Here is a 17,858-nt window from a genome sequence, read left to right as displayed (position 1 = left end):
GTTAGTGCGACAAGTTATAGACGTTCTTCATTTTCAGGTCACCTTGCGGGAGCGATGGCAGCGGAGTATCGTCCCCCGCCGGTCCCTCGAACGAGTGCGATGCGGCCTTGACGGTGAATTTCCCCGGACAACGGATTTCCACGTTGCCATTCTCGATAGTGATGCTCGCGCCGCCGCTCGTGACGACCACTTTCTGTTTAGCCGCGACCAGCACATCCTGACCCGCACTCGATATGCGCAGCTGCTTTTCCGAGAACAGGTCCATGCCGTCGTTCTGTGCCTGGATTTCCACCTTGCCGTTGCCCGCGAACAGTTTCATGCCCGCCCCCTGGACGAACACACTGATCTTCTCGGCCACACTCGCGACAAGCGATTTGGCCGCCGCGAGATAGGTGCTCTCGCCACTCACGAAGTTCAGATTCTTATCGGCAGTTATGCGGACGGATTTCTCCGTCGAGATGCCGATTCCGGACGGACTGCCCAACAGGATCAGCGGCTCACTGAAGGCGGTTGCGTTACCTGTGCCGCCGCCCCCTGTCCGGCCTCCGCCGGATTGCCCCGAGACGCTTTGCTTTGTAGCGGCCGTGTACTGGGTGAGCGAATCGTGGCCCGGCTCCAGGTTTTCGGCGTTACGCTGTTTGCTTGCGTCCGATAGTCCTTTGACCACGCTCTCCGCACGTGTTAGCTGTCGCTGGGTATCTGACGTATCGAACGGTTGACCGTCGACCGACGTAGAGTGTGTCGTAACGTAAAGTCCCTTGTTCGCGCGCACCGCGCCGTAAGAGTCGGTTCTGAGATCAAACCCACTTCCGAGATATCCGCCACGTGTGTTTCCGGTCTGGCCAACCAGATATCCGAGGTGAAGCAGACTGTTCGACGTGCTACTGAAAAGTCGCGCACGGTTCTGTCCCGTCGCGTCATCCATGACCATCTCGTTGTAACCGGCACCGGAGTATTCCTTCGAGCGGTATCCGGAGAGGATGCCGTTTGAGTGCCATTGCGGGCTGACTGCGCTGTTGTAGACCCGATGCAGGACGAGCGGTCTGTCGCAATCGCCCCCCAGGTAGCCCACAATCACTTCTTCGCCGACTCTCGGAATGTGGACACTACCGTATCCTCCGCCCGTATCCGATTGCGCGACGCGCACCCAGCACGACGCCTGCTCGTTTCCCGGATTCAGGCGGTCCCAGATGAAAATGACTTTCACGCGGTTCAGCGTGTCCGTGTACACCTCTTCTCCTGCCGGTCCTACGACGATCGCCGTTTCCAGTTGCATCTCCGGTTTCCTGTGCTCAAACGGGCTGCGATAGGGCACGGAGATGCGCTGCGCTTCGACCTCAACCAGAAAAAATCCTTCGCTACCGTCGGCGTGACGGATCGTTAGGGAACCGCCGTTTGAGCTGTCGGCCTTGGCCTCCGCCAACTGACGTTTCAGGCTATGCGGGAAATTCGACTCGCCCGCCGAGACGGGCAGGTTGTTCTCGATGTACCGCCAGACCTTGATGGCCGCAAATTCGCGCTGGCTGGCCGGGTCCTGGTCGTGCACAGGATGGCCCGCCAGGATGAAGCGCAACCCGGCATCGATCCCGGCTACACCACCCGACCCGTGGAACCGCTTCGCACGGGACTCCCATTCTTCGAGATGAATCTTTGAGAGATACTCGCCACGGTCCTGACCCGCGTAGGTATACGCTCCCGTGTACTCGTAAACCTCTGCCTGCTCGGGAAGATTCCCCTGATCTGCCCGTGTCGGCAACACGGTGCCTTTGGGACTGGACGGAGCAGATGGGGATTTGTAGTCGAACGTGCAGGTGGTGTGTAACGCACTCTGTAACGTACGGGATGCGCCCCACTGGGTGAATGCGTTGATCTGGCTGGTCGCCCCCGAACGGTAAAAATCAATCGTCTCAGGAGCCATCCTGTTCAGCGAATAAATATCGTCAGTGATAACAAGCGTATGTGACCTGCCATCCGTGCTGTATTGCCAGAAGCTGAACAGACCTTCCTCTTCCATCAGGCGATGCACGAAATTCCAGTCGGTCTCACTTTGTCGGCAGTACGAACGTTGTGGCAATGGTTGAGACAGAGCAAACTGGAAATACCCTTGTGCCTGCGGATGCTGGTTAAATACATCAGTGATTATTTCGTCTGCCGTCTTGTCTTGCCAGTACCGCATATCCCGGCGGAATTTAAGAAAATGCATCCATGATGCATAAGTCACCTGGTAGCTTGTCAGGCTGCCGTCCGCGCCCAGCCTTCTCGCTGTATGAACATAACCGTTAATGGGCAAATATGACTTGTCTGCCTGCTGCATCCACAGGGTCATCGGTTGGGCGATGAGTTTCTTGAGCTCGACATCACCCGCTGCCGACAACATGTCGAGCGTGACGCTGAAGTCACGGCCTAACTCGCTGTAGGTTACAGCGCGATAGGGCACCAGCGTATTGCCTGGCAAAGACGGAATGTCAGTTTTCAGCAGCCGGTCCTGCTGAATCAGGCCACCCCGGATGGCCTGAACCAGATCGGTCATATTCATGTTTTATCCATCTTGTCAAATGAGTGCATGCGCCTAGCATACGCACTCACGGGCTCGGTTTTCCGAACCTGTATCTCTGCGAATGTGTCGTAACACGGCAATGAGAATCTACCCCAGATTAAAGTCGCAGCACATCTGAAAAATGTTAAATCACCAATTACGAATAGATCAAGAAGACTTATTCCGCGATATCCGGGTGCTTCCGGGCCTTTTATTCGATACGCATAGATGTTGCAGGGCCCCCCCAACAAGCGATTAACATCGGCTGACGTGGAGACCGGACGGCGTCAAACGAAATTTCATCGACTATGCATGTTGTTGATTTGTCTCTCATCTAGCGTTTTCATGCTTTCTCCATTTACGGTGCATCGAGGTTTTCGGCCGTGGAACGAAAATCATGCTCAATACATGGCCACTTTTGAAGATTCGGACGGTCTGGTGCGAGGCGAGATATGCTGTTCGCCTGTGCAGGGGGCTGCCTGGAAAAGACCATTCGACTGCTAGCCTAAAACGTTGACAATTGGCTGCCGGCAACCGCTTCCAGAGCAATTTAAACGCCTCTATGTATTCCATCGCGTCGGACCCCTTAGGCTGGATTCGGCGCAGCAATGATCATGGTGCCGAGCAATGGCGACTACGATTGGATGAACGAAGAATAGATCGATGTACGGCAGAAAATTGAAGTCGTCGAAGGTAGCGCGTTGGCCACCGTTGCCGACAAGAATCGGCGGCTCCAGATTCTGGCTGTCGAGCGTAGGCAAGGAGTTGGCCAATGCAAATCCGTAAGTCGGTGATCTTTGCGTGCGCTGCGCTGGCTCTCTTGCAGCCGCTTTCGCAATCTTCGGCGCTCGCCAATCCAGTCGTGCAACTGGACATCGGGGATCTTAAGATCGAGCAGCAGTACGGCTCGTTCATCAAATTCGATGTGAAAGACGGCAAACCGATTCAGGTTACAGACCGGGGCGGTGCGCATTGGCCACCGATCGCGACGGACAGCCAAGGCGTGTTCTACATCGGCGACAAGATTCTCTTTGCCAATACGGGACGACTAGTTAAAGACGAGCATCGACCTGATCTTGTGATCCTGGGTTCCCACTACCGAATCGAACCCAATGCATCGGGAAAGGCGTTTCGAATTGCGCGAGGCAAACAGATGTGCACGCTCAAGTTGGACCAACTGGGGATCCACGCGAATGATGCCCGCGCAATCGAGTTACTGAAGAACACGAGTGTTCGCTTCGTCGATTCAAGTCGACCGCTGGTAGCGCTGGTCACTTTATTGGGCGACAGACCATCAGATACCCGCTATCGGACCGTGAGCATCGCGCCGGGCTCTTGCCGGATCGATGCGTCTGCCGATCTCGGAAATCCCGACTACCTCGTCGAACTGGGATGGTCACCGCAGGGGCACTGGTGGATGGCCGGATCGACTGAAAACACGTTGCTGCGCTCGAACGATGGAGCGCATTGGTCAGCCATGAAACTGCCTGACAATATCTCCGAACTGATCAGCGCCTACGTAGCCGACGACCGGCATATCTGGCTCGCCGCGACGGACAGTACACTGGCGCTCGATGCCGGACCCTTGGTCGTTTATTCTCAGGACGGCGGAAAGAGTTGGGTGCCACTGAAGTGGGGCGATCCTCTAATCAAGGAGATCCCCCCGTTTTGGCTTGAAGGGCAGATGCGGTCGCGCGGAAAGGAGATCAATTAGCGTCCGGTTGATGAATAACTTTTTTAGAGCGCTCGCAGGACCTTGCGGTGAGTTGATAAGGAAGCAATATGATTAATCTGATCCGAATTGGGGACGATACCGACCATCATGGTAAGGTCATCACGGGCTCTTCGACCATGCTCTTTGATGGCCGATACGTAGCTCGCAAGGGCGATCACGTGTCGTGTCCGCAACACCCTGACGTGAAGCCGAATGTGATTGAGGAAGGCGACGAGTCGATGACCGATGGTGGTATCCCAATCGCGCGGCATGGTCACAAAGCAACGTGTGGCTGTCATCTGATTTCAAGCCTCGCGTAAACTATCGGGGGCGACTTAAAACCAAAGACGCCTCTGCTTCGTAATCCGCTTGAGAGATACTAAATCACCTCTAATTCCTTACCCCGCTCACCTCTTCGTCCCATCCAATCCGCTCAAAAATCCCCCTTAACTTCACCCCACGCTGCGCATTCAACATAACCGCCTGCGCCACCCGCCCCTGCAAATGCGCACGAAAATCCCCATGCCCGTCACGGTTCTGTGAACCAGGCCCGTGCCGCACACAATTCGTCAGAATCGCCTTGAGCGTATCGAATTCAGACCGCGCCAGGTTCGGATGCCGGTTCACCACAACCCCTGCCAGATGCTGCCTCGCGCCGCGCCGCATTACGCGTGTCTTGCGCAACTGAATCGAGAATCCTTCCTCCAGCGCAATCGCCGCGACCCGAATGGAAAGCCGCTCAATCACCCGCGCCAGATCTTCGCCACCTGAGAACGCCAGGTCATCCGCATACCGCGTATAGGTGGCTCCGAGCGCACGAGCGAGACCCGCGAGCCGAAGGTCGAGCCGAAACGCACAGAGATTGGCCAGCGCCGGTGACGTGGGTGCCCCTTGCGGTAGATGCCGCGTCCTATACCGCTGCCGCTCCGGCCACGCCATCTTGCCCCGCACATCCGGAGCGAGTAAACGAGCACTCGGAACCCGATTCGTGCAAAGCGCAGTCAACGCTCGGGCCACTTCCTGCGGATACCCTAATGTCCGCATCAAGGCATGAACGCGAGGGGCGTGAACGGAAGCAAAGAAATCCGCAAGATCGAATCGAACCACCACAGCGTTGCCAGTATGCGGCGCCGCGTAAGTCACGGTATTGCGGCCCTTGCGAAACCCATGCACGCAATCGTGTGATGGGATCCGTTCAAGCAGATCACGAAGAATTTTGCGCTGCACGCTGCGCAAGCGCGACTTAGGAATCTCGATCAACCGACATCGTCCGTCGCGCTTCTCAATCGCCTTGTAGGAGTAGTGGTGAAGTGGCGTGCTTGCACTTTGCGGCATAACACGCCGGCGATCTGCAAACCAGCCAAGATCGGCGGCCTCGACTTCCAGCCAGGAGGCCAGATCACCGAGCGTCGGCAACTGCGGCAGCGTGACCTCACGCAACCTCGGCGGTGGCAGCTGTTGTGTGGGAGCCCTGCGCAGAACCTGCACGATCACCGGCCGCATATCGCTGCGCCATGCAGCAACGAAACCTGGCTCCCCTGCAACCAACATCGACACTTCTTTACGATCGACGCTGTCCCAGCGCGCACCGAAGCGCTTCGCAACCTTGCGTGCCAATCCCCGCATCCATTCCGAACGAACACCTAAACAACGTGTCATGCGCTCCACAATCGAGTCAGGCTCTGCCGGCCCAGCGAGCATGGCATCGGCGATGGCGTAGGTGACGTGTTGCAGGGAAGATAAGCGCATAGCGTAGAAAGAGGCGGGCCGGCGAGTCAACGCGTCTGGTGCTGCGTGAGCTGATTTGCGCAACGCGCAACCATGGCTCATGCGACGAACTGCGGAGATCATGCTGATCCACGGGGTAGCCCCGTAGTGCCTGGAAACATCGATTGCCTGTCCCTTGGCAAGCTTGACCCGTCGTCCCGCGAGCTGACAATAGTTGAGCGATACACCTTTGTCAATGCTTAGGTGTATCGAGCGTTTTCAAGATAATCTTTGATGCGCGCCAATCAATCCGTCACAACGCTACAACAATGAAATTCATCTTTTGTTGTCTGCGCTCTGCGATCCTGCGTCTCGTCGGACTGATGTTTCTATTCACCTCCCCGCCACCACACACCTAAAACTACCAGCCACCCTCCGATCCCCACGCCCGTCATACCCCGCCACCTCCGGATAAACACAAAGCCGCCTCTCAAACCGCACTCCCGCCGCCGGCTTATCATCCACATACTTCGTCGACACAAACTCAGCCGGCGCCTTCCCATCCTCCACCCACCCCTGCAGCGCACTCACCACATCCCGCTGCCGATTCAACACCGTAGGCGGCAACTGCCCCCCAATCGTCCTGGGCCCAGGCCCACCACCGCAATGACTCATTCCCGGCACCATCACCAGCCGGAAAAATCGCTGCGCATTCGGTACGCTTCCTTCACGCGCTGCCACCGCGTCAAAGAATTCAATTGGCAAGGTTTGCGCGTTCAATGAATCAGCCCATCCCTGCGTCATGATCAACTTGCCGCCACGCGCCTTGAAGCGTGAGAGATCCGTGTGCATGGCATCGCTGATGGGCGCGAGCTTTGCATCGACGCGATCTGCATCGGCACCGAAATCAAACGTCGTCCAGTCCCAATCAGGATTGTCGAACACAGTATTCGCGACCAGCGGTTGCGCATAGTTCGGCACTAACGCACCCTGAATCAGGTTCCACTGACTTTCACTGCCTCGCGCAAACCCAGGATAAAGCTGCTTCCCATCGCGAGAATCAAGCACCGGCGAATACAGCCGCTCGGCTTCATGAACCTGGGCCGCGCTCAAACATCGCGCGGCGTCATCACCGCTTTTGCACTGCAACTGCGCCGGTTCGAAATGACACGCCAATGGGTTGTCCAGAAAACCGTCCTCGATTGCCGCATCGCCCCCGCAATTCTTGAGCACGGCACGATTGAGCAGCGTGAGCGCCGCCGGCGTCAGCTTCGCTTCAGGCTGCTGCGCGGGCAGCCTGGCGCCCCACAGAAAGCTCTCCATCAGATGGCTATAGCCCATGCCCGGCGACCCAGCATGCACGCCGTCATAGTCATCCGGAAAGTATTCGACTTCTTCCATGGCTTCCGCGCCACCCGTCGAGCAGCCGCTGTAGTAAGCGTGCTTCGCGCTCTGACCGTAGTAAGCACGGGTGATCGCCTTCGCTGCGACCGTCATCAGGTGAATCGACGTATGACCCCAGTCGCGCAACTGTACGGGGTTGCGAGCCCATTCGAGGCGCTGACCGATCGCGCCTTGCGCGCCGCCCTTGTGGCCGGTATCGGTATTGGCCGCGACAAAGCCACGCGCTACAGCGGGCGCCAGTTCGCTGTACACGATCGAACCGCCAAAGCCGCCCGACCCCACGCCGAGCAAACGTCCGTTCCAGCCATCGAGTGGCAGCCACACTTCAATCCCTACCTGTTCGGTGGGTTCGGTGCTCACCGTCGCGACGACGCGGCACACTTTCACCGATGTCGTCACAGGCTTGCCGTCGGGATCCTTGAAGACGCTGCCCGCCGGGAGGACTTGTGCCGACTCGATTCGCGTGTCCTTGATGTTGGTTTGCTGGAGCGCACTGCAGTTTGAAGCCTGCTGCGATTCGGCGGCACGCGCTGCGCTAAAACCCGAGGCTGAATAACACACCACTGCCGCCGCGACCATTCTGGCAACTTGCAAGGACCGCTTCTTCCATCGCGCAGAAATCTCAACCGCCTGACCGCTATGACTCACCATCCTGTCTCCTCCGTGTTATCTGCCTAAGTTAATAAGCATTCGGTGTGGCGCGCGAGCTCCATAGCGCTCGCGTCTAGTCCTTAGCAGGAACCTCAAGATCCAGCAACGCCGAACTAACCGACTTCCCATGCGCATCGATCGCAAGCGAACGCGTCACACCGCCGCCAAGCGCTTCCTTCAGCACGAAGTTCATCGCACCAATCAACGGCAGTTCATAGCGAATCACCTCACCGCGCACCACGTCGCCCAGATGCGCCTTCACCCGTTCTGGCGTGACGTGCTGAAGCAGATGTCCATAGTCACGCTCGTCATAACAGATCACGGATACGTTCAGCGTGTTGCCTTTGTCGCCCGTACGCGAGTGCGCAAGTTCTCGCAGTTTCATATCAAACCTCCACGATCGTGTATGTCGGCTGCACCAGATCGCGCGGCAGCAAGACCGATTGCACGGCGACCACCTCACGTGTGCTTTTGGTCACGCCGCCACCGCCCGCCGGTCCGTTCGTGTAGAGCGTCTCCACTTCGTTGCAGACACGAATTGCCTCGGCCTTCGAAGCCGTCCGTCCCGCTACACGTGCTCGCACTTCGTACGGTTCTCCGCTGCCACTACCAAGGGAAGGGCCATAAAGCGAATCCATACCAATCAGATCGAAGCGCAATTCGCTCACATCGACACCGGTCATCGTTAGCCGGTCGCGCACAATCTCAAGCGCGAGCCGGCCACGGGCTAATGCACCTGGCCCACCGTAGGAAATCTGCCCCTCACCGATATACCCATCCACGTACGCCACCGAAACCTTGAGCGTCGGTGTGCGCGGCGTCCCACGTCCTCCCGTCACACGCACGCGGTCCTTCGCCTGCTCCACAACCCGCACCTGCGTAAAGTCCGCCACTACATCAGGCTGCAGATAACGGCTCGGATCATGGATCTCATAGAGCAACTGCTCCTTGCAGGTCGCCTCCGTTACGAAGCCTCCAGCGTGAGCGACCTTGGTGATAACCACCGAGCCATCCGCTGAAACCTCACCAATCGGAAAACCCAGGCGCGCGAGACCGGCAACATCCTTGAACCCAGGATCAGCAAAGTACCCTCCGGTGATCTGCCCGGCGCACTCCATCAGATGTCCGACTACCGTCGCTTGCCCGAGTCGATCCCAATCGTCGAAGGCCCAACCAAACTCGTGAATCAACGGCGCGGTGAACAACGAGGGATCAGCTGCACGTCCAGTCAGCACAACATCCGCTCCGGCGTCTAACGCAGCCACGATCGGCGCAGCGCCAAGGTAGGCGTTAGCCGACACGATGCGCTCGTCGAAGTCAGCAACCGCGTGCCCCGATTCTTCAAAGCGGTAGGCACCACTGCGCACGACATCAAGCACATCGTCGCCCGTAACCGCAGCGATTTTCAGACCGCCAAGCCCCAGTTCACGAGCAATCGCCGCCGTCTTGCGCGCCGCCGCGAGCGGATTCGCCGCCCCCATATTGGAGACGATGCGCACACCGTTACGCCTCGCCACCGGCAACACCGCATGCATGCGCGCCTCGAGCAGCGGGTCATACCCACTCTCAGGATCCTGTCGCCGCGCCTGCTGTGCCAACGCAATAGTCCGCTCCGCAAGACACTCGAACACGAGATAGTTGACCGCGCCGTGCGTCGCAAGCTCCACTGCCGGCTCGATACGGTCACCTGAATAACCGGCACCGGCACCGAGGCGAACCACCCGTGAGGAATCCACTGTATTCATTGCAGCTCAACCAGATCAAAGGGGAAAAATACCCAACACGACGCACGCAATCGTCATCACGATCGACGCACCGAACAGGAGTGGAAACGTGAATTTCTGGTGATCGGCGAGATCGATGCCAGTCAGCCCGCACACAAGAAAAGTCGCGGGCGTCAAAGGGCTAACCGGGAACCCAGTGGTCATCTGACCCAGCAATGCTGCCTGGCCGATCTTCACCGCTGGCACTCCAAGCTGACCTGCAACCTCAGCAATTACAGGCAGCACGCCGAAATAGAAAGAGTCGGGATCGAACAGCAGGCTGAGCGGCATCGAAACCAGACCGAGCACGACGGGAATATGCGAGGCCATCGTCGCCGGCACGAACCCCACAGCGGTTTGCGCCATCGCCTTGAGCATGCCGCTGCCTTGCATTACACCGGTGAACACCCCAGCCGCGAGCAGAATCCCGGCCATCATCAACGCCGCGCGTGCATGAGCATCGATCCGTTGACGCTGCATATCGACGTTCGGATAGTTCACGAGCAACGCCACGCACAGCCCCACCATGAACACGAGCGCGGGCGGCACTTTCTCACCCATCACGACCATTGAACCCAACACGATGATGGTCAGCACGATGTTGAACCAGAAGTTGCGCGGTCTGCGCAGCGCCTGCTGTTCTTCGGTGAGTTCGCGTTGGGGCATGGGAACATTGCCGTCGGCAGCTGTCAGTCCGAGCCGCCGTTCTTCGCGTAGCCCAAGCCAGAACGCCATCCCGAAGACAAACACGAGGCCGATGATCTGCACGGGAATCAGCGGATTGAACAGCTCGGAGATTGGCAGATGCAGCGACGCGGACGCGCGAATCATCGGCCCCGTCCACGGTAGAAAATTGATGCCCGCCGCCATCGACGCCGCCGCGGCCAGCACGCGCCGGTCCATGTTCAGGCGGTCATAGAGCGGCAGCATCGCGGGAATCGTCACGAGAAAACACACCGCACCCGAACCGTCGAGGTGAATCAGCAGCGCCAGCAACGTCGTGCCCATGACGATGCGCGTCGGCCGCGTGCCGACCGTTCGCAGGATGCGATCGATGATCGGATCGAGCGTCCCCGCATCCGTGATCGTGCCGAAATAAAGAATCGCGAACACGAACATACCGACGACAGGCGCGAGGCTCTTCAACCCGTCGATCACAAACTTGCTGGTTTGCAGCCCGAAGCCGCCAATCAGCGATGCGGCGATCGGCACGATGATCAGCGCGACCAGCGGCGACATGCGTTTGGAAAGGATCGCCGCGAGCAGGACGACGATGGTGGCCAGACCCAGTAATGGCAACACGTGTTTGTCTCCGATCTTGTCTTTTAGTGTCGACAAGCGTAGGTTCCACGCATGAATAGAGCAATTGAAATGATTTGATTGCAGCAATCACACTTCGTAATGGATCTGAACCTCCGCGAAATCCGTGCTTTTATCGCCGTCGCTGAAGCTGGCAGCTTCACGCGAGCCGCCGTGCGCTTGCATTTGTCTCAGCCGGCGTTGACGGTGCAGATCCGTCGGCTCGAGGAAACGCTGGGCGCACGTCTCTTCGACCGCAACAGCCGGAACGTCGCGCTGACGCCGGTCGGCAGGGAACTGCTCCCCGTTTTACAGAAGTCGTTGCGGGAGATGGAGCATGTTCTTCTCGACGCACGCGCCTTGAGCGATGGCTCAACCGGTGCGGTCCGCATCGCCTGCTTGCCGTCGTTCGCGGCCAGTCTGCTGCCGGATCTCGTGCGCGATTTCAGACAACAGGTGCCGGGCGCGGCATTCGATATTCGCGACGTGGTCGCGAGCGTCGTCAATCGTCTGGTGCGCAGCGAGGAGGCCGATCTGGGTTTGACGGGCGGCGAGGTGGTTGATCCATCGCTCGAGGTGCTTCATGCGGGCGAGGATCGGTTGTGCATCGTTTGTCCGCTCGACCATCCGCTTGCGAAGAAGCGGCGCATCACGCTCGAGAGCCTCGCAGGCTATCCGCTGGTGCTAACCGCTGCGGGCACGAGTGTGCGCGCTGTCGTCGACGCCGCGTTCGAGCAGGCGGGTGTCGCGCCCGTGCTCACCTGCGAGCCCATGTACATGATGACTGCCGTCGCGATGGTACGTGCAGGTCTAGGGCTGACGATTCTGCCTGGTTCGTCCCGCGAGATTCTTGCGGAGAAGAGCGTCGTGGCGCGCGCCATCGACGATCCTCGTTTTGTTCGCCCCATCGCGCTCGTCAAGAAACGCGGCCGAACCTTGCCGCCGATAACGGAGGCGTTCGTGGCCGCGATCGCGTCGGCGGTAGAAGGGACGCGCAAAGGCAAAGGTAGGTAGCAGGAAGCGAGTTATCCACACACCCGTTTGGACAACACGGGGATAAAGCCCCTAACTTCCTGTGGGTCGAACTTTGATAAAACGCTGGCCCGTCACAGCGAGGCAAAAGTTGTCCCTGGCTTAGACGGCCTGTTCACGAACCACCCGTAGGGTTATGGAATCCGTAGCGCCTTGATCTGCCAGTGAAGATTGGCGTTATCCACAGAAAGCGACCGCCCTTGTTAACTATTACTACGTATATATATGTATACAGTGAAAGACATAGAACGCACATGGACCGCATCGCATCGCCTCCGCGCAAAAGCGCAGCAGACAGGCTCACTTTCAACGTCTTCGGCAACGTCAGGCCAAAGGCAAGCAGATCTCCGTCAGCAACTCAGAGGGCGCCGTGTCTTTAGGATTGTTCAGATACTCCTCGAAGACAGGCGCATCGGCCGCCTCATGTTCCGATTGCACGAGCCATTCGCCATATAGCCATTGATAGGCCGCGGCCATATCGGCATACGGTCCTTTGTGCTGCAACACCGCATACCGTCCGCCGCGCACGTGCGTCGATGAAACCGGCGCCGCTACCTCAACCGCATCCTGCAGCACCACGCCGGCCTTCGACCGCAACTCCGCTTCGGCCACGATCCCTGGATCGTCGTAGTAAATCCCGATCATCCGCATCTCAGGCGAAAGCAGGCTTCGCGCAGCAAGCCATCCGATCAGCGCATCGAAAGCCTTACCGATCTGCATATACGAGCCGACATGATCGATCGTCAAAACCTGCATGGCGGGCACATCCCGAATCACCACTTCACGCATCACCATTTCATCGTCTCCTGATTGCGCCGGCCGAAACCGGCTATGTGTGCCTTGCTTGCGATATTGCGCCGGCGGCATGCCGAACACCGTCCGAAACGTCCGTGAAAACGACTGCAGACTGCTGTACCCGGAGCGCTCCGCAATCTCTGCAATCGGTAGCGAGCCATTCGCCAGATATCCCGCCGCGCGATGTAGCCGCAACCTGCGCACCGTCGATGCCACGGTTTCACCATGCATCGCCTGATAGATCCGATGCCAGTGGTAGGGCGACAGGCAGGCGATCTCCGCCAGCCTGTCGATATCGAGCGGCTCGTCGAGGTGATCGTAAATATGGTCGAGCACGCGGTTCAAACGCGCTTCGTAGCGTGCCCTGTGACTGAGGTCGTTCATGGTGGTAGCGAAGAGAGCAGGCGTTGAGTACGAACCAAAGTACCACGCCGCGATTTACCAAATCCTGCGGATTTTGCGGAGGAGTCCAGGAAAAATTTGACCGCATTCGGTGTTGCGATGCAGCAAAAATCCCTCAGCCATCGTAAAATTCGCAACGTCTTTCCCGTTATCGATCTTTGCCGACCTCTGATAACGGCTCGATTAATGGCCTACTACCATCGCCTGAGGCCTGTCCGCTCAGGCAGAGCATGTGCAGCACGTGCGGCGCGCCATTCGAAGCATGTGACGGATCAACCCGCTGCGCGAGCAGCGGCGACGGAGTCGTAGAGATGAGTTATAGGGAAGTCATCGGCAGTCGTACCTACCTGTTTGCCGATCTGAAAACGCTGATGGCAAAGGCGAGCCCGCTGCGTTCGGGCGACCAGCTCGCAGGCGTTGCCGCACCCACCGAGGAAGAGCGCGTCGCGGCCAAGATGGCGCTTGCCCAGGTGCCCTTGCGCACCTTCCTCAATGAGGCGCTGATTCCCTACGAAAGCGACGAAGTCACACGCCTCGTGATCGATGATCACTCGCCCGAAGCCTTCGCCGAAATTGCCCATCTGACGGTAGGCGACTTCCGCAACTGGCTGTTGAGCAGTGAGACGGATGCCGTCGCGCTGACTCGAATCGCCGCAGGACTGACGCCAGAGATGGTCGCCGCGGTGTCGAAGCTGATGCGCAACCAGGATCTGATTGCCGCGGCGCGCAAGCGTCCGGTGGTCACGCGGTTTCGCAATACGGTGGGCTTGCCGGGTCATATGTCGGTGCGTCTGCAACCGAATCATCCGACCGACGACGTCAAGGGCATCGCCGCTTCGATGCTCGATGGCCTGATGTACGGCTGCGGCGACGCGATGATCGGGATCAACCCGGCCACCGACAGTCTTGCTGCGATCACCACGTTGCTGCTGATGATCGACGACTTCCGGCAGCGCTACCAGGTGCCGACGCAATCGTGTGTGCTGACTCACGTCACCAATACGATCGCCGCTATCGAGAAAGGCGCGCCAGTCGATCTGGTGTTCCAGTCGATTGCGGGCACCGAGAAAGCCAACGCCGGTTTCGGCATTTCGCTCGCACTGCTGCAGGAGGCCTACGAGGCGGCGCTTTCGCTGAATCGCGGCACGGTCGGCAACAACGTAATGTATTTCGAAACCGGGCAGGGCAGCGCGCTCTCGGCGAACGCACATCATGGCGTCGACCAGCAGACCTGCGAAGTGCGCGCCTATGCGGTGGCACGCAAGTTCAATCCGTTCCTCGTCAATACGGTGGTCGGCTTTATTGGTCCGGAGTATCTGTACGACGGCAAGCAGATCACGCGCGCCGGTCTCGAAGATCACTTCTGCGGCAAACTGCTCGGCGTGCCGATGGGTTGCGACATCTGCTATACGAATCACGCGGAAGCAGATCAGGACGATATGGACAACCTGCTGACGCTGCTTGGCGCCGCGGGCATCAACTTCATCATGGGCGTACCCGGCGCGGACGATGTAATGCTGAACTATCAGAGCACGTCATTCCACGACGCGTTATATGTGCGTGAAATCCTGGGCTTAAGACGCGCGCCTGAATTCGAAGAATGGCTGGAGTCGATGCAGATTACCGATACGCGCGGCATTCTGCTCAACGGAGCCACCCGGCAGCCCTTGCTCGAAAGCGCGCATGAATGGATGGGGATCGCATGAGCAAGGATTTCCTCGAAAAGAACCCATGGAACGCGTTGCGTCAGTTCACCAATGCGCGCATCGCCTTGGGCCGTGCGGGCAACAGCTTGCCGACCGCGCCGCTGCTCGCGTTCAATCTGTCGCATGCTCAAGCTCGGGACGCGGTGCATCAGCCGCTGGATGCGGAGTCGCTGCACGAGCAGTTACGCGCCAATGGTTTCACGACGCTCGACGTGCATAGCGCTGCGCCGGACCGGCAACACTATTTGCGCCGTCCGGATCTGGGCCGGCGTTTGTCGGACGAGAGTCGAGATGTGCTTAAGCAGGTTGCGGTGGAACCGCCCGAAGTGGTGTTCGTGATTGCCGATGGCTTGTCGGCCTTCGCCGCCGCGAAGCAGTCGATCCCGCTATTGCAGGCGGTATGTTCAAAGCTGGGTGACTGGAAGATCGGACCGGTTGTGATCGCACGGCAGGCGAGGGTGGCGCTTGGCGACGAGATCGGCGAACTGCTCCGCACCAGGCTCGTCGTGATGCTGATTGGCGAGCGTCCAGGTTTGAGTTCGCCGGATAGCCTCGGCATCTATCTGACGTATGCGCCTAAAGTGGGCTGCAGCGACGCGCAGCGCAATTGCATTTCGAATGTACGTCCAGAGGGGTTGAGCTATGCGGGCGCGGCGCACAAGCTGCACTATCTGCTGACACACGCGCGCCGACTGGGCCTGACTGGCGTAGGTCTAAAGGACGATAGCGACGCACTGCTTGAAGCGCCGCCGGCAACGGCCGATATCGCGTTGACATCCGAAAGCGAGTAGTACGGCGCGATGCAATTGCCTCACGCATCCGCCCGTTCAACCGGATGCGTTTCCAGCCATGCATTCTCATCGTCCTCGAAGAGCCGCGAGCGCGTCAGAAACCGCATCCCCGTGGGCCGCTCGAGCGAAAACATCCCACCATTGCCCGGCACGACGTCGATGATCAATTGTGTGTGCTGCCAATACTCGAATTGCGATTCGCTCATATAGAACGGCACGCCCGCGATCGTGCCGAGTTTCACATCGGATGAGCCGACCATAAACTCTCCCGCCGGAAAACACATCGGCGCGCTGCCGTCGCAGCATCCTCCGGACTGGTGAAACAACACCGGCCCATGCTCGGCCTGCAGTTTCCCGATCAACTCCGCCGCTGCCGGCGTCACGATCACGCGTTCCACTTCCTTGTCGGCCATAACATTCCCCGCTGAAGAAAAGAAAGCGAGCCGCACGATGCGGCCCGCTCACAAGGAACGTCTTGCTCAGAAGAAGCCGAGCGGCTTGTCGCTGTAGCTGACGAGGAGATTCTTCGTTTGCTGATAGTGATCGAGCATCATCTTGTGATTTTCACGGCCGATGCCCGATTGCTTGTAGCCGCCGAACGCCGCATGCGCCGGATACGCGTGATAGCAGTTGGTCCACACGCGCCCCGCCTGAATGCCGCGTCCCATGCGGAAAGCGCGCGAACCGTCGCGGCTCCACACGCCGGCGCCGAGACCGTACAGAGTGTCGTTCGCAATCTCCAACGCTTCGTCTTCGTTCTTGAAGGTCGTCACCGACACCACCGGCCCGAAGATTTCTTCCTGGAAAATACGCATCTTGTTCTGGCCGCGGAATACCGTCGGCTTCACGTAGTAGCCTTTCTTCAGCTCACCGTCGAGTGCATTGCGCTCGCCGCCGATCAGGCATTCCGCGCCTTCCTGCTTGCCAAGATCGATGTACGAGAGGATCTTTTCGAGCTGCTCCTGCGAAGCTTGCGCGCCGATCATGGTCTTGCTGTCGAGCGGGTGCCCTTGCGTGATTGCGGCAACACGCTTGAGCGCACGTTCCATAAAGCGGTCGTAGATCTTTTCGTCGATCAGCACGCGCGACGGACAGGTACAGACTTCACCCTGGTTCAGCGCGAACATCGTGAAGCCTTCGAGCGCCTTGTCGAAGAAGCTGTCGTCGTGATCCATCACGTCGGCGAAGAAAATATTCGGACTCTTGCCGCCGAGCTCCAGCGTTACCGGGATGATGTTCTGACTCGCGTATTGCATGATCAGGCGGCCAGTGGTCGTCTCGCCGGTGAAGGCAATCTTGGCAATGCGCTTGTTCGACGCGAGCGGCTTGCCTGCCTCGAGACCGAAGCCGTTGACGACGTTGATGACGCCTGCCGGCAGCAGATCCTGAATCAGTTCGAGCAGCACAAGGATCGAAGCGGGCGTTTGCTCTGCCGGCTTCAGTACGACGCAATTGCCGGCTGCCAGCGCTGGAGCGAGCTTCCACACCGCCATCAGGATCGGGAAGTTCCACGGGATGATCTGCCCCACCACGCCGAGCGGTTCGTGGAAGTGGTAGGCCATGGTTTCGCCGTCGATCTCGGAGATCGAGCCTTCCTGGGCGCGAACGCAGCTTGCGAAATAGCGGAAGTGATCGATGGCAAGCGGGATATCCGCGGCCATCGATTCGCGTAGCGGCTTGCCGTTATCGATCGTCTCTGCGACGGCGATACGCTGCAGGTTCGCTTCCATGCGATCGGCGATGCGGTTGAGGATGTTGGCGCGATCGGTCGTCGAGGTCTTGCCCCATGCCACTTTGGCGCGATGCGCGGCATCGAGCGCGAGTTCGATATCGGCTTCGCGCGAACGCGGAATCGAAGTGAACGGTTCACCTGTAATGGGCGAGATATTGTCGAAGTACTCGCCGCCAACCGGCTTCACCCATTCACCGCCGATAAAGTTCTGATACTGCTTTTTGTACGGGAATTCGGTGGTCAGAAACTGCATTTCTGCGTGGTTCATCTGTGCGCTCCTCACATGTTCGAATGGTGGAATACCCGGCGCGGCGATCCGCTTGCCG

Annotated in this window: 14 protein-coding genes; 5 read left to right on the top strand and 9 right to left on the bottom strand. The window is 58.7% G+C overall.

From position 1 onward, the window contains the following. Window position 1: 1 nt before the first annotated feature. Window positions 2–2,536 (bottom strand): type VI secretion system Vgr family protein, encoded by a 2,535-nt coding sequence (locus P3T20_RS20770; RefSeq protein ID WP_429287671.1) that lies wholly within the window; start codon window positions 2,534–2,536, stop codon window positions 2–4. 772 nt (window positions 2,537–3,308) lie between these two features. Here P3T20_RS20770 and P3T20_RS20765 point away from each other — a divergent pair. Together P3T20_RS20765 and P3T20_RS20760 are read left to right on the top strand one after the other, a co-directional pair. Continuing rightward, window positions 3,309–4,250: a WD40/YVTN/BNR-like repeat-containing protein gene (locus P3T20_RS20765; protein WP_429287670.1), complete on the top strand. Its 942-nt coding sequence runs from the start codon at window positions 3,309–3,311 to the stop codon at window positions 4,248–4,250. 68 nt (window positions 4,251–4,318) lie between these two features. Next, on the top strand, window positions 4,319–4,570 hold the full coding sequence (locus P3T20_RS20760) for a PAAR domain-containing protein (protein ID WP_429287669.1): 252 nt from the start codon (window positions 4,319–4,321) through the stop codon (window positions 4,568–4,570). Between the two features lie 70 nt (window positions 4,571–4,640). On the opposite strand, the gene P3T20_RS20755 is transcribed toward P3T20_RS20760, so the two are convergent. The 5 genes from P3T20_RS20755 to P3T20_RS20735 all read right to left on the bottom strand — a co-directional run bounded on the left by P3T20_RS20755 (window position 4,641) and on the right by P3T20_RS20735 (window position 11,077). Then, a complete protein-coding gene (locus P3T20_RS20755; protein ID WP_429287813.1) occupies window positions 4,641–5,999 on the bottom strand; it encodes a reverse transcriptase family protein in 1,359 nt (452 codons plus the stop codon). A 351-nt stretch (window positions 6,000–6,350) separates the two neighbouring features. Then, window positions 6,351–7,955, bottom strand: a complete 1,605-nt coding sequence (locus P3T20_RS20750) for a tannase/feruloyl esterase family alpha/beta hydrolase (protein WP_429287668.1) — start codon at window positions 7,953–7,955, stop codon at window positions 6,351–6,353. Window positions 7,956–8,085: 130 nt separating this feature from the next. After that, on the bottom strand, window positions 8,086–8,397 hold the full coding sequence (locus P3T20_RS20745; RefSeq protein ID WP_429287667.1) for an AtuA-related protein: 312 nt from the start codon (window positions 8,395–8,397) through the stop codon (window positions 8,086–8,088). A 1-nt stretch (window position 8,398) separates the two neighbouring features. Next, a complete protein-coding gene (locus P3T20_RS20740; protein WP_429287666.1) occupies window positions 8,399–9,757 on the bottom strand; it encodes an acyclic terpene utilization AtuA family protein in 1,359 nt (452 codons plus the stop codon). 15 nt (window positions 9,758–9,772) lie between these two features. Further along, on the bottom strand, window positions 9,773–11,077 hold the full coding sequence (locus P3T20_RS20735) for a CitMHS family transporter (protein ID WP_074265893.1): 1,305 nt from the start codon (window positions 11,075–11,077) through the stop codon (window positions 9,773–9,775). 99 nt (window positions 11,078–11,176) lie between these two features. Here P3T20_RS20735 and P3T20_RS20730 point away from each other — a divergent pair, with 99 nt between their 5' ends. Beyond that, the gene (locus P3T20_RS20730; protein WP_429287665.1) at window positions 11,177–12,088 is read left to right on the top strand and encodes a LysR family transcriptional regulator; all 912 of its coding nucleotides are present in this window, start codon (window positions 11,177–11,179) and stop codon (window positions 12,086–12,088) included. Window positions 12,089–12,430: 342 nt separating this feature from the next. Here P3T20_RS20730 and P3T20_RS20725 read toward each other — a convergent pair whose 3' ends face one another. After that, window positions 12,431–13,285: an AraC family transcriptional regulator gene (locus P3T20_RS20725; RefSeq protein ID WP_429287664.1), complete on the bottom strand. Its 855-nt coding sequence runs from the start codon at window positions 13,283–13,285 to the stop codon at window positions 12,431–12,433. A 329-nt stretch (window positions 13,286–13,614) separates the two neighbouring features. On the opposite strand from P3T20_RS20725, the gene P3T20_RS20720 reads away from it, so the two are divergent. Then, window positions 13,615–15,009: an ethanolamine ammonia-lyase subunit EutB gene (locus P3T20_RS20720; RefSeq protein ID WP_429287663.1), complete on the top strand. Its 1,395-nt coding sequence runs from the start codon at window positions 13,615–13,617 to the stop codon at window positions 15,007–15,009. Beyond that, window positions 15,006–15,800, top strand: a complete 795-nt coding sequence (gene eutC, locus P3T20_RS20715) for an ethanolamine ammonia-lyase subunit EutC (RefSeq protein ID WP_429287662.1) — start codon at window positions 15,006–15,008, stop codon at window positions 15,798–15,800. The genes P3T20_RS20720 and eutC overlap by 4 nt, the downstream gene beginning before the upstream one ends. A 20-nt stretch (window positions 15,801–15,820) precedes the next feature. On the opposite strand, the gene P3T20_RS20710 is transcribed toward eutC, so the two are convergent. After that, window positions 15,821–16,213 carry a DUF779 domain-containing protein gene (locus tag P3T20_RS20710; RefSeq protein WP_429287661.1) on the bottom strand — a complete coding sequence of 131 codons (393 nt, stop codon included), beginning with the start codon at window positions 16,211–16,213 and terminating at the stop codon, window positions 15,821–15,823. A gap of 66 nt (window positions 16,214–16,279) precedes the next feature. Beyond that, window positions 16,280–17,800: an aldehyde dehydrogenase gene (gene adh, locus P3T20_RS20705; RefSeq protein ID WP_429287660.1), complete on the bottom strand. Its 1,521-nt coding sequence runs from the start codon at window positions 17,798–17,800 to the stop codon at window positions 16,280–16,282. Window positions 17,801–17,858 lie beyond the last annotated feature (58 nt).

It is taken from the genome of Paraburkholderia sp. GAS206C, assembly GCF_050435645.1.
Lineage (GTDB): Bacteria > Pseudomonadota > Gammaproteobacteria > Burkholderiales > Burkholderiaceae > Paraburkholderia > Paraburkholderia phenazinium_B.
Note: the sequence above shows the minus strand (reverse complement) of the source record. Positions and strands in the feature narration are given on the sequence as shown.

What these genes read in the sequence shown, in the direction of transcription:
- P3T20_RS20770 (WP_429287671.1), bottom strand. Translation starts at nt 2,536, where the DNA reads ATGAATATGACCGATCTGGTTCAGGCCATCCGGGGTGGCCTGATTCAG.
- P3T20_RS20765 (WP_429287670.1), top strand. Translation starts at nt 3,309, where the DNA reads ATGCAAATCCGTAAGTCGGTGATCTTTGCGTGCGCTGCGCTGGCTCTC.
- P3T20_RS20760 (WP_429287669.1), top strand. Translation starts at nt 4,319, where the DNA reads ATGATTAATCTGATCCGAATTGGGGACGATACCGACCATCATGGTAAG.
- P3T20_RS20755 (WP_429287813.1), bottom strand. Translation starts at nt 5,999, where the DNA reads ATGCGCTTATCTTCCCTGCAACACGTCACCTACGCCATCGCCGATGCC.
- P3T20_RS20745 (WP_429287667.1), bottom strand. Translation starts at nt 8,397, where the DNA reads ATGAAACTGCGAGAACTTGCGCACTCGCGTACGGGCGACAAAGGCAAC.
- P3T20_RS20740 (WP_429287666.1), bottom strand. Translation starts at nt 9,757, where the DNA reads ATGAATACAGTGGATTCCTCACGGGTGGTTCGCCTCGGTGCCGGTGCC.
- P3T20_RS20730 (WP_429287665.1), top strand. Translation starts at nt 11,177, where the DNA reads ATGGATCTGAACCTCCGCGAAATCCGTGCTTTTATCGCCGTCGCTGAA.
- P3T20_RS20725 (WP_429287664.1), bottom strand. Translation starts at nt 13,285, where the DNA reads ATGAACGACCTCAGTCACAGGGCACGCTACGAAGCGCGTTTGAACCGC.
- P3T20_RS20720 (WP_429287663.1), top strand. Translation starts at nt 13,615, where the DNA reads ATGAGTTATAGGGAAGTCATCGGCAGTCGTACCTACCTGTTTGCCGAT.
- eutC (WP_429287662.1), top strand. Translation starts at nt 15,006, where the DNA reads ATGAGCAAGGATTTCCTCGAAAAGAACCCATGGAACGCGTTGCGTCAG.
- P3T20_RS20710 (WP_429287661.1), bottom strand. Translation starts at nt 16,213, where the DNA reads ATGGCCGACAAGGAAGTGGAACGCGTGATCGTGACGCCGGCAGCGGCG.
- adh (WP_429287660.1), bottom strand. Translation starts at nt 17,800, where the DNA reads ATGAACCACGCAGAAATGCAGTTTCTGACCACCGAATTCCCGTACAAA.